Source organism: Streptacidiphilus fuscans (assembly GCF_015690355.1).
GTDB lineage: Bacteria > Actinomycetota > Actinomycetes > Streptomycetales > Streptomycetaceae > Streptacidiphilus > Streptacidiphilus fuscans.
In genome coordinates this window covers 109,022-124,737 of record NZ_JADPRT010000005.1, presented here as the reverse complement: position 1 = coordinate 124,737, position 15,716 = coordinate 109,022, and the positions used below count along the sequence as shown (strand labels likewise).

The 15,716-nt window shown below is 68.1% G+C and carries 18 protein-coding genes and 3 pseudogenes; 11 read left to right on the top strand and 10 right to left on the bottom strand.

Annotation, left to right across the window (positions count from 1 at the left end; translation table 11 throughout):
* Positions 1–212: 212 nt before the first annotated feature.
* Together I2501_RS13815 and I2501_RS13810 are read right to left on the bottom strand one after the other, a co-directional pair.
* Positions 213–680, bottom strand: a complete 468-nt coding sequence (locus tag I2501_RS13815) for a DUF2000 domain-containing protein (protein ID WP_196194270.1) — start codon at positions 678–680, stop codon at positions 213–215.
* Positions 681–724: 44 nt separating this feature from the next.
* Positions 725–1,726 (bottom strand): DMT family transporter, encoded by a 1,002-nt coding sequence (locus tag I2501_RS13810; RefSeq protein ID WP_196194269.1) that lies wholly within the window; start codon positions 1,724–1,726, stop codon positions 725–727.
* Positions 1,727–1,799: 73 nt separating this feature from the next.
* Here I2501_RS13810 and I2501_RS13805 point away from each other — a divergent pair, with 73 nt between their 5' ends.
* The 9 genes and pseudogenes from I2501_RS13805 (at position 1,800) to I2501_RS13775 (ending at position 7,965) form a co-directional block, all read left to right on the top strand.
* Positions 1,800–2,294 carry an Lrp/AsnC family transcriptional regulator gene (locus I2501_RS13805; RefSeq protein ID WP_196194268.1) on the top strand — a complete coding sequence of 165 codons (495 nt, stop codon included), beginning with the start codon at positions 1,800–1,802 and terminating at the stop codon, positions 2,292–2,294.
* Positions 2,295–2,491: 197 nt separating this feature from the next.
* Positions 2,492–2,923, top strand: coding sequence for a ribosomal protein L7/L12 (locus I2501_RS13800; protein ID WP_196194267.1), 432 nt, complete (start codon positions 2,492–2,494; stop codon positions 2,921–2,923).
* Positions 2,924–3,357: 434 nt separating this feature from the next.
* Positions 3,358–3,915, top strand: a complete 558-nt coding sequence (locus tag I2501_RS39310; protein WP_196194266.1) for a DUF6193 family natural product biosynthesis protein — start codon at positions 3,358–3,360, stop codon at positions 3,913–3,915.
* Positions 3,915–4,448 (top strand): annotated as a pseudogene (locus I2501_RS39305) (HAD domain-containing protein). Before I2501_RS39310 ends, I2501_RS39305 begins: the two are co-directional and overlap by 1 nt.
* Before the next feature lie 157 nt (positions 4,449–4,605).
* Positions 4,606–5,385 (top strand): annotated as a pseudogene (locus tag I2501_RS40930) (ISL3 family transposase); the annotation flags it as partial.
* 454 nt (positions 5,386–5,839) lie between these two features.
* Positions 5,840–6,205, top strand: coding sequence for a transposase (locus I2501_RS40925; protein WP_408022738.1), 366 nt, complete (start codon positions 5,840–5,842; stop codon positions 6,203–6,205).
* 31 nt (positions 6,206–6,236) lie between these two features.
* Complete coding sequence (locus I2501_RS13785) at positions 6,237–6,527, top strand: hypothetical protein (RefSeq protein WP_196194264.1); 291 nt, start codon at positions 6,237–6,239, stop codon at positions 6,525–6,527.
* 101 nt (positions 6,528–6,628) lie between these two features.
* Positions 6,629–6,988 (top strand): hypothetical protein, encoded by a 360-nt coding sequence (locus I2501_RS13780; RefSeq protein WP_196194263.1) that lies wholly within the window; start codon positions 6,629–6,631, stop codon positions 6,986–6,988.
* A gap of 242 nt (positions 6,989–7,230) precedes the next feature.
* Positions 7,231–7,965 (top strand): hypothetical protein, encoded by a 735-nt coding sequence (locus I2501_RS13775; RefSeq protein WP_196194262.1) that lies wholly within the window; start codon positions 7,231–7,233, stop codon positions 7,963–7,965.
* A gap of 126 nt (positions 7,966–8,091) precedes the next feature.
* Here I2501_RS13775 and I2501_RS40585 read toward each other — a convergent pair.
* The 8 genes and pseudogenes from I2501_RS40585 to I2501_RS13740 all read right to left on the bottom strand — a co-directional run.
* Positions 8,092–8,301, bottom strand: a pseudogene (locus I2501_RS40585) (DUF6882 domain-containing protein); the annotation flags it as partial.
* Between the two features lie 213 nt (positions 8,302–8,514).
* Entirely contained in the window at positions 8,515–9,657 is a 1,143-nt protein-coding gene (locus I2501_RS13770) for a hypothetical protein (RefSeq protein ID WP_196194261.1), read from the bottom strand.
* A 143-nt stretch (positions 9,658–9,800) separates the two neighbouring features.
* Positions 9,801–10,304 (bottom strand): hypothetical protein, encoded by a 504-nt coding sequence (locus I2501_RS13765; RefSeq protein WP_328806359.1) that lies wholly within the window; start codon positions 10,302–10,304, stop codon positions 9,801–9,803.
* A 48-nt stretch (positions 10,305–10,352) separates the two neighbouring features.
* Positions 10,353–10,859, bottom strand: a complete 507-nt coding sequence (locus tag I2501_RS13760) for a GNAT family N-acetyltransferase (protein ID WP_328806358.1) — start codon at positions 10,857–10,859, stop codon at positions 10,353–10,355.
* Positions 10,856–11,704: a protein kinase domain-containing protein gene (locus tag I2501_RS13755; RefSeq protein ID WP_196194259.1), complete on the bottom strand. Its 849-nt coding sequence runs from the start codon at positions 11,702–11,704 to the stop codon at positions 10,856–10,858. The genes I2501_RS13760 and I2501_RS13755 overlap by 4 nt, the downstream gene beginning before the upstream one ends.
* 20 nt (positions 11,705–11,724) lie before the next feature.
* Positions 11,725–12,198, bottom strand: a complete 474-nt coding sequence (locus I2501_RS13750) for a hypothetical protein (protein ID WP_236046330.1) — start codon at positions 12,196–12,198, stop codon at positions 11,725–11,727.
* 725 nt (positions 12,199–12,923) lie between these two features.
* Positions 12,924–13,091, bottom strand: a complete 168-nt coding sequence (locus tag I2501_RS13745; RefSeq protein WP_196194257.1) for a hypothetical protein — start codon at positions 13,089–13,091, stop codon at positions 12,924–12,926.
* Positions 13,088–13,303: a hypothetical protein gene (locus I2501_RS13740; protein ID WP_196194256.1), complete on the bottom strand. Its 216-nt coding sequence runs from the start codon at positions 13,301–13,303 to the stop codon at positions 13,088–13,090. The genes I2501_RS13745 and I2501_RS13740 overlap by 4 nt, the downstream gene beginning before the upstream one ends.
* Before the next feature lie 580 nt (positions 13,304–13,883).
* On the opposite strand from I2501_RS13740, the gene I2501_RS13735 reads away from it, so the two are divergent.
* Together I2501_RS13735 and I2501_RS13730 are read left to right on the top strand one after the other, a co-directional pair.
* Entirely contained in the window at positions 13,884–14,792 is a 909-nt protein-coding gene (locus I2501_RS13735; RefSeq protein WP_236046328.1) for a hypothetical protein, read from the top strand.
* A complete protein-coding gene (locus I2501_RS13730; RefSeq protein ID WP_196194255.1) occupies positions 14,789–15,346 on the top strand; it encodes a GNAT family N-acetyltransferase in 558 nt (185 codons plus the stop codon). Before I2501_RS13735 ends, I2501_RS13730 begins: the two co-directional genes overlap by 4 nt.
* The last annotated feature ends 370 nt before the right edge of the window (positions 15,347–15,716 follow it).

Genomic DNA, 15,716 nt, shown 5'->3' with positions numbered 1-15,716 from the left:
CCGGGGATTGCAGCCAGCTGACAGTCGTAGGCCATTTTCTTCAACCGGTGGCGCTCGGAGGCGGTCAAGGCTATGGGGCGAGCGCGGGGCGGTGACATTCTCGACGGACGACCCTTGACGATGAGGCGACGGGCAATGACTGACCGTCCAGTGCCTGAGTGCGCTGCCCGGTGGCAGGCTGGCAATTTTCGTCGGGGTTATGGCGGTGTGGGTCAGCGGAGCAGACGGAGCTTGCGGACCAGTCTGTCGATCTTGTTGCGAGGGCCGACGAGGCTGATGGCGCAGTAGGTCAGATCCTCGTTCTTGGTGCTGGCGAGCTGGTCGAGGTACTCGTCGTAGACGCGTGAGGCCTGCGCGAGTTCAGGCATGTCGATGATCAGCAACTCGTCTCCCTTGGCGGTGGCTTCGGCCCGCAAAGTGTGGAGGGTGTGTGCGTCGGCGGCCAGGACGGAGCAGCCTGCCCAGGGCAGACCGGGGTGGGGGACGTTGGAGGCGTCCTCGCCGTCGCGTCCGACCAGGTCGGGGAGGGCTTTGCCGACGGCTGCGGCCATGCAGGCGGCTGCATTCACCAGGCGTCCGGCGGCCATGGTTTCGTCGACGACGATGACCCACTTGAGTTTCGCCTTCCGGGTCGACAGGTCAGTACGGATGTCCTCGCTGGACAGCTGCGGAGTGGACACGGAAAGGGCTCCTTCGGGCTGTGCGGTCTATCGGGTCGAGGGATTCAGCTGGAGGCGGGCGGCACGGGATCGGGCGTCGCTCGACGCGCGCCCAGGACGGGCGCGGAGCGCGAGTCGAAAGCCCGCCTGGTTTTCCCAGTCGTGGTCGTACGGGACGCCTGCCAGGGATGCGGAAGGGATGCGGCGGCCAGCCCGCCCAGCAGCAGCGCGCAGCCGGCCAAGGCGGTGGACGACAGGTGTTCGCCAAGCACCAGCACACCGAGCAGGGCGGCGGCCAGCGGTTCGGCGAGGCTGAGCGTGCCGACCGCGGCCGCACTCAGGCGGGCCAGGCCGGTGGAGAACAACCAGTAGGCGGCGGCGGTGGTGGCGAGGCCCAGCCACGCGATGAGGGCGAGGGACCTGGCATCGGACAGTCCGGCGGTGTCGGTGGCCATCCAGGGCAGCAGCATCAGCCCGCCGGCGGTCAGGGAGACGGCGGCGACGGTCGGCAGATGCACCGCCGGGTTGTCGGAGGCCAGCCGCTTGGCGAAGACCGTGTACAGGCCGTAGCAGACCCCGGCCACCATCCCCAGCAGCAGGCCGGGGACGTCCACCGCATCGCTGCCTGGGGCCAGCAGCAAGGCGCAGCCGACCACGGCAGCGCCCGTGCTCACCAGCCAGGTGGTCCCGACCCGCTCACCGGTGGCCCAGCGTGCACACAGACCGGTGGCGGCCGGTGCGCTGCCCAGGGCGACCACGGTGGCCAGCGCCGCCCCGGTCCGTGAGACCGAGCAGAGGAAGGCCACTTGGTACAGGCCGGTGGACAGCGCGCACACCAGCAGCGGCCACAAGGCCGAGCGCGCGGTCAGAGCACGCAGCCTGACCGGGCTCCGGGCCGTGAAGACCCCCAGCACCATGCCTCCCAGCAGCAGCCGCCATCCGCCCAGGGCCGCCGGGCCCAGTGATGTGTCGGCCAGCACCTGGGCGGGGCCCACCGTGCCCCACAGCACCGCCGCGCCGAGCACCAGCCCGGCAGCGACGGTCGTCCCGTTCTTCTGCGCATACATAACCCGATACGCTAGACAAACATCCGGGGAAGTTTATGGGCTGCCAAACTTCATGCGGAAGATAGGAAGAATCGTGGAACTTGATTCAGTGGACCGGGTCATTTTGCGGCAACTGCAGCACGATGCACGGCAGACCAACCGCGATCTGGCCGCCAAGGCAGGAGTCTCTCCCTCCACCTCGTTGGAGCGTGTGAGACTGCTGCGCGAGCACGGCATCATCACCGGCTATCACGCGGCCCTGGATCTCGAAGCTGCCGGGCGCCCTGTCCAGGCGCTCATCTCTGTTCGCATCCGGCCACCAGCCCGCCCGATTATCGAGGGATTCCGCGAATGGGCGGCACAACTGCCCGAAACCATCGGCTTGTTCGTCACATCCGGCGCTTATGACTTCCTCATCCACATCGCGGTCCCGGACGTCAACGGGGTATACGCCTTCGTCATCGACCGTCTCACCGACCGCCGCGAGGTCGCGGACGTGCAAACCACACTGGCCTACGAGCACGTCCAGTCCCACTGCATCGAACCCGCTGGCGCCGATCGCTCCCGCACCCTGCGCAACACCCGCTGATCGCAGCAGCGTAACTGTGCGCCGAGCTTGCGCCAACGGACCGTTAGCGCTCCTGCAAAACCCCACGCACAACAGCAGCTACCCGTCAACCCTCGAAGGACTTCCAGCGCGAACCGCTAAGACGCTCCGACCGGGCCCCCGCGATTACCTGATCAGGGGGAGCTCAGCAGTCACGGGAAACTGACGGGACGTAGGTCATGTCCATCGACATACTGAGGGCCAGGTGCCCCGTTGTTGGAGGAGACGCGTCAGTGGAGGATCCAGGATTCACCGTGAACGTGACCGAATCCGGCAGCAGTGGACGGCAGGCCCTGCAGGCTGTCAGAGCGGTGACCGGACTGAGTCTGTGGCACAGCAAGCTTCTCCTGGACAGCACGCCCGTGGCGGTCCTGGAGGAAGCCCCGCTGGACACGGCGATCCTAGCGGCCCGCCGGCTGCAGGAAGCCGGCGTCCCTGCAGCCATCCGCTGCACCTGGTGCGACAGGACAGTGCCTCGCGACGGAACGCTGCTCGCCCCAGAGCCCTGCACATCCCGCTACTGGCCGACCGCCCATTGTCAGGCGAACTCCCTCACCAGCTGTGACTGCACGTTCTGCACTACCTACGGGCCAACCACCCCCACCCGCTGATGTCACGTTATCGGCCGTCGGGGCGTCTCTATGTTCTGCGTGATCAGCGTTGCGCAAATCCGCACCTTCGTGATCGCGGGATTCCCCACGGGACGGCGACCATGGGGGACTGACGAAGGGGTCTGGGCGAGCCATCGAAGCGCCGGTTAGCGATCACTGTCCAGGGGCGAGTGACCGCTTCCCGATAATCCTGGCCTCGGCAGTGGTCCCGGAGCGATCATGTCGGGATGACTCGACCTGGTCCTGTGCGGCAGCCGCAGCAACCCGATGCCGGGCTCTACCCCGACGTTGCGGCCGCCGGGAGCCTCGCCGCCGCCCTCACGCGGTGTGCGGCCGACAACGGCCTGGATGTCGGTGAGATTCATACCTCGCGAAGTGACTCGCCCATCGCTGCGCGGGTCGGGAGCCGGAACCCTCGCCTCGACGGTTTCAACGTGACCCTCGGCTCGGCGACGCGCGTGTTCGTCGTCGCCGCCTGGGGGGAGGGCGTGAACCTCACGAATGGGTCCACCAGCGACCTCACCGAACTCGCTGTTGCGGCGTCAGCCTGGCATGCAGGTGTCTCCTTGGCCAAGCTGGGTGACGTGGCACCCTTCTTGGAGGTCTCGGCCATGGCACTGGCTCACCAGCGCGGCCCCGACCATGCTGTGGCGGAGAAGTGGCGCCGCTATCTGGAGCCGGGGCATCGCCTGGATCTGCAGATGATCCGCGCGGCTCACGCGGAACCCAGGCTTCGCATGCTCTTTCCCTCCACGAGCCATGGCAGTCTGCACTTCAGCCGTTGCACCGGCTGGCCCTTCTCGCGCGACGTCTCTGCCATTTGTCCGCTGGGCGACGGTCGTTACGCGGTGCGGCACCGCGGCGAGGAGTTCAGCCTGGAGCCCTCCTACTCGGCAGAGGAAGCGGCAGCGTCGGTTGTCGCCCGCATGCCGGCGAGCTGGGGGCCGGCCATCGCCGGGACCGACCACGACCTGCGAGACCGCGAGAGCTGATGACCGAGCCCTCGCGCAACGACGCAACAGTCTGGGCTGTTCCGCCGTTGCTCTTCCTGGACGTCGACGGGCCGCTGATTCCCTTTGGGGGACCGACGCCGAGCCATCGCGTCGAACCGGGGGCTGGCGCTGCGACCCCGCTGCTGGCACGGATTGATCCCTGAGTGGGGCGTCGGCTGGCGGTGCTGGGTTTCGAGCTCGTCTGGGCGACGACGTGGGAGGAGGAAGCGAATGAGTGTGTCGCGCCGCGGCTCGGCCTGCCGCGCCTGCCCGTTGTCTCCTGGCCGGGGCCTTCGCAGGATGAGGACCGGGACGTCCGGGCCGGGCGTCACTGGAAGACACGGCCGATTGTCGCGTGGGCCGCGGGGCGGCCGTTCGCTTGGGTCGACGATGAGATCACGCGAGGGGATCGCGAGTGGGTTGCCGCCCATCATGAGGGGCCGGCGCTACTGCACCGCGTCGACCCACGCTTCGGTCTCAGCCAAGAGGACTTCGCGGTTCTGACGGGGTGGGCGGAGAGCCTGGAAGGCTGACGACCTGAGTTCTGACGTAGGGCGTGACAGGGGTCTACTGCTCCGCCACCCTGAGCGGCGCCCCGAGGGAGATACGGTTGATGAGGATTCGTGAAATTGGGTCTGGCCGGAGTTCCGTGAAAGGCCAGGTCAGAGCCCTGCATGCAGGATCGTTTCCATGCGGAATCTTCTCCGCATGGAGACCGGTGCCATCGAGCAGGTGCTGCCCTTCGGAACCGAGGTCGTGCTGGAGCGACTGAGCATCTGCGCTGAGCTGGTCACCGCCGAGATGTCGGCCCGGGGCGATCCGCCGCGATGCTCGGACTGCTCAACCCGCGCGAAGCGCGTCCACTCCCGGTACTGGCGCACCCTCGCTGAACGACCATTGATTGGGCGGCGACTGTCGATACGCCTGCGAGTCCGACGCTTCTTCTGCGACCGACGCCAGTGCCCTCGGCTGACGTTCGTCGAGCAGGTCCGCGGTCTGAGTGAGCGTCATCGGCGCTCCGGCCTGGGGCTGAAGCTCTGGCTGCAGGCCATCGCCGCCGAGCTCGGAGGCCGCCCCGGGGAACGGCTCTGCCAACGGATCAACCTGCGCGCCGGAAGCACTCAGCTCCTCGGCCTCCTGGAGGCCCCCGACGCGCCGGAGCGATCGCCCCGCGTCCTGGGCGTCGACGAGTTCGCATTCCGTAAGGGCAAAACCTACGGCACCCTGCTCGTGGACGTCGAGACCAGCCGAGTCGTCGACGTGCTCCCGGACCGCACCTCGGAGACCTTCGCCAACTGGCTCCGCACCCATCCCGGGGTCGAGATCGTATGTCGGGACCGAGCCATCGCGTACACAAAGGCGATCAAGGAAGCAGCGCCGCACGCGACCGAGGTCGCCGACCGGTGGCATATGTTGCAGAACCTGGCCGCTGCAGTCGAGAAGACGTGCCATCAGCACCGCGCCTGCCTGCGCAAACACATCGAGCAACGCGAGCCCGTCGAACCGCCGGCCATCGACCTGCCACCGCCTCAGCTACCACGCGCCTCGATCGTCGAGCGCACCCGCGATCGCTACGCGGACGTGCACCGACTGCTCGACGAGAAGTGGACGATCAGCGCCATCGCCCGCCAGCTCGGACTGGACCGCAAGACCGTCCGCCACTTCAGGGAGACCAGCCTGGACGAACTCCTGGCCCGAGCCTGCGACCGAAGCCCCAGCGGCGTCCTGGACCCGTTCAAGCCCTACCTCAACAGCCGTTTCGTCGCCGGATGCACCACCAGCCGTCAGCTGTTCAACGAGATCCGGGCCCGCGGCTACCAGGGCGCCTACTCGACAATCACGCCCTACCTGGCCAAGCTCCGTGCCGGCACGGCAGCCCGTCCGAGCCGAGACCCCAAGCCCTCGCCGCATTACCTCGTGGATCATGCGTCCTCGGGAGACGCTCACAGAACGGGAGGTGGAGAGCCTGCTCGACGTCAAGCTCGCCTGCCCCGACAACGCCCGAGCCTGCGATCTGGCCCGATGTTTCCGCGACCTCCTCGTCAACCGCCGCGGCGCCCTGCTGCTGGAGTGGATCCGCCAGGCCGAGCAGAACGGCCCCGCCCCGGTCCGCTCATTCGCCGGCTTCCTTCGTCAGGACCTCGACGCCGTCCCCGCCGGCCTCACCCTCGAATGGAGCTCTGGAAGAGTCGAAGGCAACGTGAATCGAGTCAAGACACTCAAGAGGGCCATGTATGGCCGGGCTTCCTTCCGGCTCCTTCGCATCCGTATCCTCTCCAGCAGCCACTGAAGTGATGTACTGGCACGGGTTCGGAGGAGCGATGGGATGGCCGCTCAGAAGGCGCTTCCTCGCGTGGCGTATGCGAAGGAGCAGCTGGGATCCCGACATCATCAGGGCTCTGCAGCTGCCGGTGCCGCAGGCGGTTCAGGAACGTGCTCAGGAACTCATCCACGAGGGAAAGATCAACACGGCCATCGATGAGATCCGCTCATCGACCGGATACGACCGCCCCGATGCACGGAGCGTCGTCCTCGCCCTGATGTACTCGGTGCCCGTGCCGACCGGACGAGCCGTGCCCACTCGGCAGGGACTGACCGGCACCTCTCATTGATCATTCGCCCAATTCCGGTCAGAGCCGTCAAGTCTCTGGCCGCGACCGCGTGACGGGCGGGCTCGGCATGAGGGTTGGCTCAGCCGCCTAGAATCCCGGCCATGAAGGTGCATCTGACCAGGGACAGCGTCGCAATGGGGGATGACGCCGACGCCCCACATGGCGCGACCAGGGATCTGCCTGCCGAAATGTCAGCTGGTGAAGCGATCACCTCCGTCGTCAAGAGCGACTACCTCGCTTCGATCGCGGGGGGCAAGGCCAGCTGGGTCCTGACCTGTGCAGGCTCCTCGATCGCCGTGGTTGCCCAGCAGTGGGAAAGGCCGCGGTTCATCACACCTCAAGGCGTCTCGCTGTCCTCGCTCGCCGTCGAGGACGGGTCCATCCACTGGCACTTCCGCTACCTGGCACAAAGGGACCCTGGAGTGATCTTCGAAGAGCTGAAGGCTGCATCAGCGACCTGACAGGGCCGCATTCAAGATCATTCACGTCGCGGCCAGACCCGTGATATTCCCCAGGGCTGCTCTTCGCCTCAGTTCGTCCGCTCGGCAACTGAGTGGGGGTCGTGGGGAGCGAAGAGCGCGTCGAGGGCCAGGCGACTGAGAGTGGCCGGGCCCTGACCGTGACGGTGCGTCGGCCCCGCTTGGGGATGGGTTGAAGTGACCCGGCCCCTGCGAGGGTCGGGGTGCCCTGGTTGGATGAGCGCATGACGGAGTGGGCGACGCTCAGCGATGCATGCGGTCCGGCGGAACACGTTCCTGTCCTGCTGGAGCGATTCGCGGGTGATCCGAGTGGCGTGTTGTCCGAGCTGATGGATCACCTTTGTCCGCAGCTCGACACGGCGTTCTCGGCGAGCTTTGCGGCTCTCCCGCGGCTGGCCGAGATCGCCGCGTCGTGCCGCCCGGATGACCTGCCGTCCGTGCTGGAAGCGGCTGGGGCAATCGCGTCCTGCGCGCCGGGACTGTCCGAGGTCGGTGGACCTCTTGACGTCTTCTCGGCTCCGCTCGCGGTGCTGCATCAGCTCACGGACGAGTGCCTAAGCCGGACGACCGCGGTGGACGACTACGTAGTTTTGCTCCAGTCCTTGCTGTCGTTCGAGGGCGTGGAGGTCTGGGACAGGTGCTTGGAAGGCCTGGCGACCGGAGAGTACGAGGTCGACTGCCCGTACTGCGGTGTGAACCTGTGCGTCGTGATCGAGGCGGACGACTGCTTCTGCTGCAGCGACGATTACGCGTCGGGAGACGTCCTTCGGTCTCCGCTGCGTCCGGCAGCAGAAGGTGACCTGGAGGACTTGCCGAGGCGTCTGCATGATCGGGCGACTGCGGACGGACAGACGGACTTGGCTCGTGGGGTGCCTTACCTGTTCGGGCGGGCGACATGCACGGACTGCTCCACCGAGTTCACGGTGGCGGATCGAGTGAAGGCCCGCTGGATTCCCTGACCTCGCGGCAACTTGGCCGGCTCGCCCGTCGCCGTCGCTTGTGGGACAGGGCCCGGCGAGCGTCGAAGCCATCTGCTCGTCAGCGTCAATCTTGGGTTGAGCCAGCCCGGGATGCCCGTTGGCCTCCGCCCAGTCGCAGAAGCTGCGGGAGTCGCGGCTCATGGCGGGAAGGAGGCTCTGGTTGGCCCAGGCCCACATCCATGAGCCCGCTCTCGGGGCGAAGCTTCCGAGGAGCTGAGCCGGCGCGGTCGCGGTCTTGTCGGGGAAGGTCCAGGTGATGATGCCGGTCGCCTGCTCCAGGTCCCAGCGGTCTGCCGAGCCCAGGCCCCACGACATATGAGCCCAGCTCACCTGCTCGATCATGTCCTCGCCCTGCATCAGAAGCACACTCAGGTCGGCCCGTTCCCCGGCCTGACCAGCACTATCCGCCTTGTTGGACTGCGTGAACATTCCCATGCCCGCGGAGTCTGCCAGACACCTCTGACGGGCAAGCGATCACCCTCGCGCCTGTCATCTCGACACCGACAAGGTGGGGAAGCGCTCGTTGCCCTACTTCCGTGCCGGGCGATGCGGAGCCTTGATGAACGGAGTCCCGAGCGTGATCATGCGCTTCATCACAGATTCGGGGACAGCGGGGTTGCGGGCGGCCATTTGGGCGGTGTGTGGGTCGAGTAGGAGCACTACCAGGTCGGACGCGGGGACTACCGGGTTGGTGCATGCTCGCCAGCGAACGCCCTGATCGGGGTCTGCGGCCAGTCTGACCGCTGCTACCGCAGGGAGCCGGTGGTCCTCGGCGGCCGCTCGACGGACGATCGGATCAGGATCCAGGCTGAGCCGGTCAGCGTGGACCGCGCTGGAGTCCGGGTCGTCGAGCGCGAGCGCACGCAGGCGCGGGTTCGGATCTTCCAGGAACCGCAGCAGGCCGTCGCGGGGAAAGTTCGGATGGGTGCGCGGTCTGCCTGGAAACGAAAGACTCCCCTCCCACCACGCGGCCACCTCCAAGAGCATGTCCGCTGGTGCGTCTTCGCAGGATTCGGCCAGGAAGAGACGTACAACACGATCCTGGTCACGAGCGAGGAGGGACACCACATCCGCAGGCAGACGCGGTGCCCTGGCTACGCTGCGTCGGACCAACAGCTTGGGGGAACTGGCGAGTTGACGCATGGCCTCGCCGTTGGCGTGCAGAGCACCGATCCACCACAGGGCCATCGTCGAGCCCTGCGGGTCGATGTCAGGAACCTGAGCGGCCATCGCCGCGATCTCGTCGGGAGTGGCGGGCGGTTCGGCGTCGGGCCGAGGCGCGCGTCCGACGCCCCGGCCGCCGCGTGACATTCGACGTGCTTCCAGGCGTTCCTCGGCAAGCTCGGCAAACTGCTCGCGCAGGTCCGGCTCAGGGGTCGCGGCGACGAGCCGTTCCCACTGGCCCGGCGACAGGCGACGGATCTCGGCGACGCTGGCGCGAACCTGCCGCGTCGGGTGGAGGATGGCGGCCTCGATGACGCTGTCAGGCAGATCCTCGCGGTACAGAAAGGAGGTCTCGCCGACGTCCAGGAGCCTCAGGAGCACCCCCGTGGGTGCGGCACGGTTGAAGCCAAGCGCGGACAGCCATGAGAGGCCTGCTCGGCGGTCGACTTCAGCGGCTCTGGTGAGTCTGTCCCAGGTATGACCGGCTGCGGGCGGCATTTCTGTCATCGGTTGATCATTATGGCCCGGCCGTGCCACTTCAAGGTCTGGTGGCGGCAAGCCCTTCGAGCGGGCAAGGACTCACCGCTTCGGATGCGTATCCGCGCCACCCGGCCGCGCGCCTGCGACCGGGGACCGACCGGTACTGGGACCTACCGCACGAGGTCCTCGCCCTCGCGCCCACTCGGATCCATCGTCAGCAAGTCCTCGTGGAGGCCCGCGAGAGGTCGACCGGTGGGAGAGCCCTCTGTGTCGGACTCCATGACCACCCATCCGACGTCCATGCCGGACACGTTCATGTCCGCACCTGAATCCAGCTCGTCAACCACAGCGGAGACAGCCTCGTAGGCGGCGACCCGCACCAGGAGCACCAGGTCGTCCCTGTCGGCCCCCTCGTCCAACAGCCGCTTGGCCGCAGCCACCCGCTCCAATGCTCCCGGGCTGGCCCAGCCATCTATCGCAGTACGCCACAGCGAACGCAGCAGCACAATGCGCGCCAACTGCGGCTGGTTCTCATCGATCTCCGAACGCGCCCACACTGGCGCGTCCGCCGCGCCGAGCGCTTCGAACTGCGTCCTGAGCAATTCGGCAGCGGCCCGCCCGGACGAATCAAGTCCTGACAGCCACGACTGCCATGCCGCCTCCGTTTCATCCACCGCACCAGCATGCCCTACAGCCGTTGTCCAACACCCCGAGATTCCGTCTCACCCAGGCACCGTCAGAGCCGATATCCGTCGCAGCTCGTAGACGGGATAGGGAACGACGGTGCCATCCTCGGTCCGGACGTTCGAGACGCCGATCCGGATGAATCCGGCCTTGTCGAGGACTCGGCCGGAGGCGACGTTGTCCGGGTGGTGTTTGGCTTCGAGGCGCTCGGCCGTGGCGTGCGCGAAGCAGGTGGGCACGGCCTGCCGCACAGCCTGGGTGGCGTAGCCGTTGCCCCAGGCGTTCTCGCGTAGGACGTAACTGACCGTCACCGTGTCGGCGGAGCGGAGCCGGAAACGAAGGAGGCCGAGGAGGTCACCAGCAACGGTGATCCCGTAGGCCCAGTGGCGACGGGGCAGGGCGCGTGCCTGGGCGAGGTACAAGGCGACGGCGTTGGCGGCCTCCTCGGGCGTCATTTCGCGGCCTCGCGTGTAGTGGGCGGACGCGCCGGCGAAGACCTGCTGGATCGCGGGCGCGTCCTGGGCGGTGAGTTCTCGGAGGGTCACCACCTGGCCGCCTCAGCAGCGGTGGGCCGGTCGGCGGGGTCGGGGCGGAGGCAGGCCCGGATCAGTTCCTCGAACTGGGGGAACGGGTACGGCCTGCCGGCTTCCAGGGGTAGCGTCTCGCCTTTGGCGATGGCGCGGAGCTTGTCGACGCGGGCAACGTCGTCCGCGTAGGCGATGGGTCGCTGTGCGGTCCAGCACCAGTACAACGAGGCTCCCAGGCCCCAGACATCCGCGGGCGATTCGGCCTGGACGTGGACGTCGTCGTGGGTGGAGAGCAGGGCTTCGGCGATCTCGGGTGCGGTGGTGTGAGTGAGGGCACCTCGGTACGGGAGCCAGGGCGTGGCAGTCGGGCCGCAGGCGAGGGCATAGTCGATGACCTCGGCGTCCCCGGCATGGGTGATGAGCGTGTTGGTGGGCTGCACATCTGCGTGCGTCCATCCGGCCGCGTGCAGGGCTGCGAGTTGCCGCGCCCATGTGTGCGCGACGCCTAGGAGCCAGGGCCGTGACGTGCGGAGGTCACCCTCAACGCCACGCACTGTGGCGAACGCACGGTAGACCGGGGTGCCGTCGATCCAACGCACAGCCAGCCATCGACCGCTCTGCCAGGGTTCGGCAGCGACCAGGTAGCGGGGGTTGATCGCGCCCGCCTCGGTCAGCGCAGTCAGAGTCGCATTCTCCTGGGCGAGTTCAGTGACCTTGTCCCGTCCGCTGTCCGCTCCGGGGGTGTTGGCCTTGAGGGCGAGCCGGACGCTGTGGCCGGTGATCTTCCACGCTCGTGAGCCGCGCCGGTCGCTGAGGAGTTCGGCGGTCAGCGGCTGGCCGAACCGGTCCTGGAGGGTCCGCATGGCCTCTGTCGGGGGTGCGCTCAGGTCTGGGTCCGGGCCCACTTCTTGATCTCCGTCCAGTCGCAGGGCAGGGTCTCGAACACGTTGCGGCCGTCGTCATCGGCGGCGGACAGTGCACGGGCCACCTCGGGGGTGCTGTTGAGGAAGCATGGGTCCCGTTGCTTGACGGCTGCCCGCACCGGGATGAACGAGAACGGTGCTGGTGGGATCACGGTGCCGAAGCTGTCGGTCTCGGTGTGTCCGGCGTAGAACTTGCCCAGGAGCACTCCGAGTGGCGCGTACAGGTTCCGCAGCGCCCAGTACGGCCATGCAGTCGCCGCGCGGTGGTCCACGTCAGAGCCCAGGAGGACCACGCACTCGCATGCAAGCGCGCCGCCGGGCTCGCGCATCCGCCTCCGGATCGTCTCGGCCGCCTCGACACCGACGTGGAACACCTCGGACTCCACCGCGTGGAGGTCTGCGGTCGCGGTCTCGTAGACGGTCCACCTGGTCATGCCCCGGTCCACCGACGGCCCCAGGAAGGGGCAGTGCACGGTCATGGCGCTGACATAAGCCGCAACCTCCACCGTCGTGGGCGTGCTGCCGGCGGCTTCCAGGCGGCGGAGCGCCCCGGCCGTGTGCCGGGGCGCTGCGCCTGAGTTGATGACGGTCACCGGGTTGCGGTCTCGGATTCCGGGGCAACGTCGTCGTCTCCGCCGTCGCCCGGGACCGGGGAGCAGTCCCAGCGCGCCCAGACCTTGCCGGTCTCGCGGTAGCGGGCGAGGCCGTCGTGTCGATAGTGCCGTCGGCGTCGGTGAACCACACGTCAGGCAGCGGGCCGTACGCCTCCTCGTAGGCAGTCACCCAGCTGATGAAGCCCTCGCCGTTCGCGGGACGGTGGCCGATCGGGCGGCGGGCGTGCGCGGCGGTGAACTCCTTGTAGGCGTCCGGGTCCTGGAGGAGGTTGTGCCAGGCGGCGTCGACAGCCGCGCTGAACATCTCCGGGCCGGTCTCGCCCGCGTCGAACCTGCGGGCGGTGATGGTCAGGAACCGGCCGAGCTCGACCAGTTCGGTGCTCGTCTCCAACACGTTCGCCATGGTGGTGCTCCTTCCGTTGCTGCGGGTAGTGCGTATGGTGCGGGCCTCCCCGCCGAGGGCTGTCCACGCTGAATGGGCTCGGCAGGGAGGGGGCATTGGGGGCGACGGAGTTGCCACGGGGGAGTAGGCTCCCGCAGCCGGTCTATCGCCTTGCCTGTGGGGAGGGGGTCTGGGCGCACTGGGGGCAGGTGCAGGGAGGCCAGCCGTCGTCGACGGTTCCGGCCTGCACGTCGGTGTAGACCGGGGCGGGGAGCGCCTGGGCGAGCTGGTTGAGGTCTGCCGCCGTGAACTCGCCGGGGTCCGTGGTCACAGCCCGGCCTCCTTGCGGATCTGGACCAGCCGGGCGACCTGGATCAGGAAATGGGCCCGTCTGGCCGCCTGTCCGAAGTCGGGCTCGTGCACCACCCGCCGCTGTGTCGCAGGATCGAAGATCGTCAGACGGATGCCCGCCGACTGGATCGAGCACGGCGCGGGAGCATGGCCGGTGACCTGCGGGGTACGGACGGGCAGGGCGGTGGGCACGGTCAGCTCCTTCGATCGTGTAGGCCTGCCCGACGCTCCCAGGAGAGTGGGGCCAGGCGGCTGACATTCAGTAGAGCCCCAGTAACCGATGGTGAGGAGGACAGATCGCAGGCGGACGACTGTGGCCACCCGGAAATTTCCCGCGCCCGGTTTTTCCGGGTGACTGTCGCTGCGATCGGCACGCGCTACGGTCGAAGTCGTGACGGGGATTCAGGAGCCGAACACAGCGCTGGCAGAGCACATGGCCGATGTCGGCCTCACGCAGCAGGGATTAGCCGACTTGGTCAACGCCGAGCTGCGCGCCTGCGGGCAGCGGGACACCGTCGGAGACCGGACGGTCAGGCACTGGCTGAGCGGCAAGACGCACTGGCCGCAGCCCCCTCAACGGGCTGGCCTGGAGGCAGTATTCGGCTGTTCCGTGACCGACCTCGGCTTTCACCCACCGAGGCGCGCTCCCGTTCCAGCCGTCGCCACCGAGGATGATTCCGTGCTCCGCCGCTCCTTCCTGTTCGCCGTGACCGGCACCGCTGCCGGCACCGTGGCACCACGCTCAACTGCCATAGCATCCAGCCGGATCGGCATGAGCGACGTACGTCGCCTGCAGCGCCAGTTCGCCGAAATCGTCGCCGACGACCACCGACGCGGCGGCAGGACCTCCACGGAGTACCACTCCCTCGCCCTGGCCGAGGAAGCCATCGAGCTGCAGCAGGTCGCCACGGCGACCCCCACTGTGCGCTCCGCCCTCTACGGCACCGCGGCCGCCTTCGTCTCCTCCGCCATGTGGGCCGCCATCGACTCCCGCCGCTTCGACGCCGCCGAGAGCTACCGCGACCGAGCCGCCTGCCTGGCCTCAATGTCCGGAGACATGGGTATCCAGTTCCGCATCTGGTCCCACGCCGGAAGTTTGTTCCGTCTCATGGGACGCCCCGCCGACGCCATCGCCGCCAACGACGTCGCCCGCGGCCTCCCGATCACCCGGCGCGACCCGCTGTTCGCGTCCCTCGGCCACGCCCGCCACGCCGCCATCCTCGGCATGACCGGCGACAACCAGGCCGTCGAGCGCGCGCTCGGCCTCGCCCAGGACGCGCTCGGCCGCACTGACCGCGAGACGCAACGCCCGCTGTGGCTCACTGCCTTCTACGACCAGGCCGAGCTGGACTCCCTCTCCGTGGCCGCGTTCCTCGCCTGCGGCCGATACGACCAGGCCGAGGCACACGCCCACCAGTCCCTCGCCCGGCGACGCACCCATCTGCGCCGCTCCAACGCCATCACCAACGCCCGCCTCGCCCGCGCGCAGCTCGGCCAAGGCGAGGTCGACGCAGCCGTCGGCACCGCTGTCGCACTGCTGGACGGGGAAGGCGGCCGGCACCCGCGCGTCGCCCGCGCCCTGGACCGCTTCACGGTCACCCTCAACAGCACCGCGCCAGGCTCTACCGCCGCCCGCACATGGGACGATCACCGCCACGCAGCCAGGAAGGGGACCGCATGAGCACCGCCGCCGCATCCCGCATCTCGATCGAGCGCTACGCCGACCTCGCCGGCATCCGGCAAGTCATGCTCGACGTGTACGCGGACGTCCGCCACGACCTCATCCACCTGCCCCACTACAGCGTGGACTCCTTCGCCGAACGCCTGGACCGCCACGCCGCCGAGGACGGCTGGGAAGTCGTGATCGGCTACGACGGCGTCGAACCCGTCGGCTACGCTTACGGCAACACCGTCCTGGCCGGGAACCGCTGGTGGACTCGCATGGACGAGCCATTGCCCGAGGGCTTCGACCAAGTGCCCGCCGTCGCCCTCAAGGAACTCGGTGTCCGCCCCGCCTGGCGGAAGACCGGCGCATCTCTCCGCCTCCACGACGCCCTTCTCGCCGGACGTACCGAGCCACGCGTCACGCTCCTGGTCAACCCGAAGGCCGGGGACGGCAAGGTCCAGGCCCTCTACGCGAACTGGGGGTACGCGCCCTTCAACCACCAGACGCCGAGCCCTGGTTCACCGGCCCTTGTGGCCATGGTCCGTGCCATTCGGTCCGAAGCGTTCTGAGCGGGAGGACACAACAAATCCAACCAGCCCCACGAGCGCCCCGGAGCTAAGCACGCGACGAGCAACACCACACAGCACGACGCCGCAGTCGCCGACAAGGCCCGCCGGGCTTCCGGACTGTTCTAGAGATCATGGACGGCGCGCTCGATCGCTCCTAGCTGACGAACTTTCAGGGAACGCTTCAGTCATAGGGGCGAAGCGCCACGGACGTGCTGAGTGGATGTCGTGAGTACGATGATCACCTCGGCGATCTCAGCAGGTTCATCCTTCGATTTCGCCCTGGTCGAACCCGTGGGGGCTCCTTGCGTCGAGCTGGCTGGCATCGGCCTCGGCGCGGGTGTTGACGGGATGTCGGGCGGCGCGCCGCTGG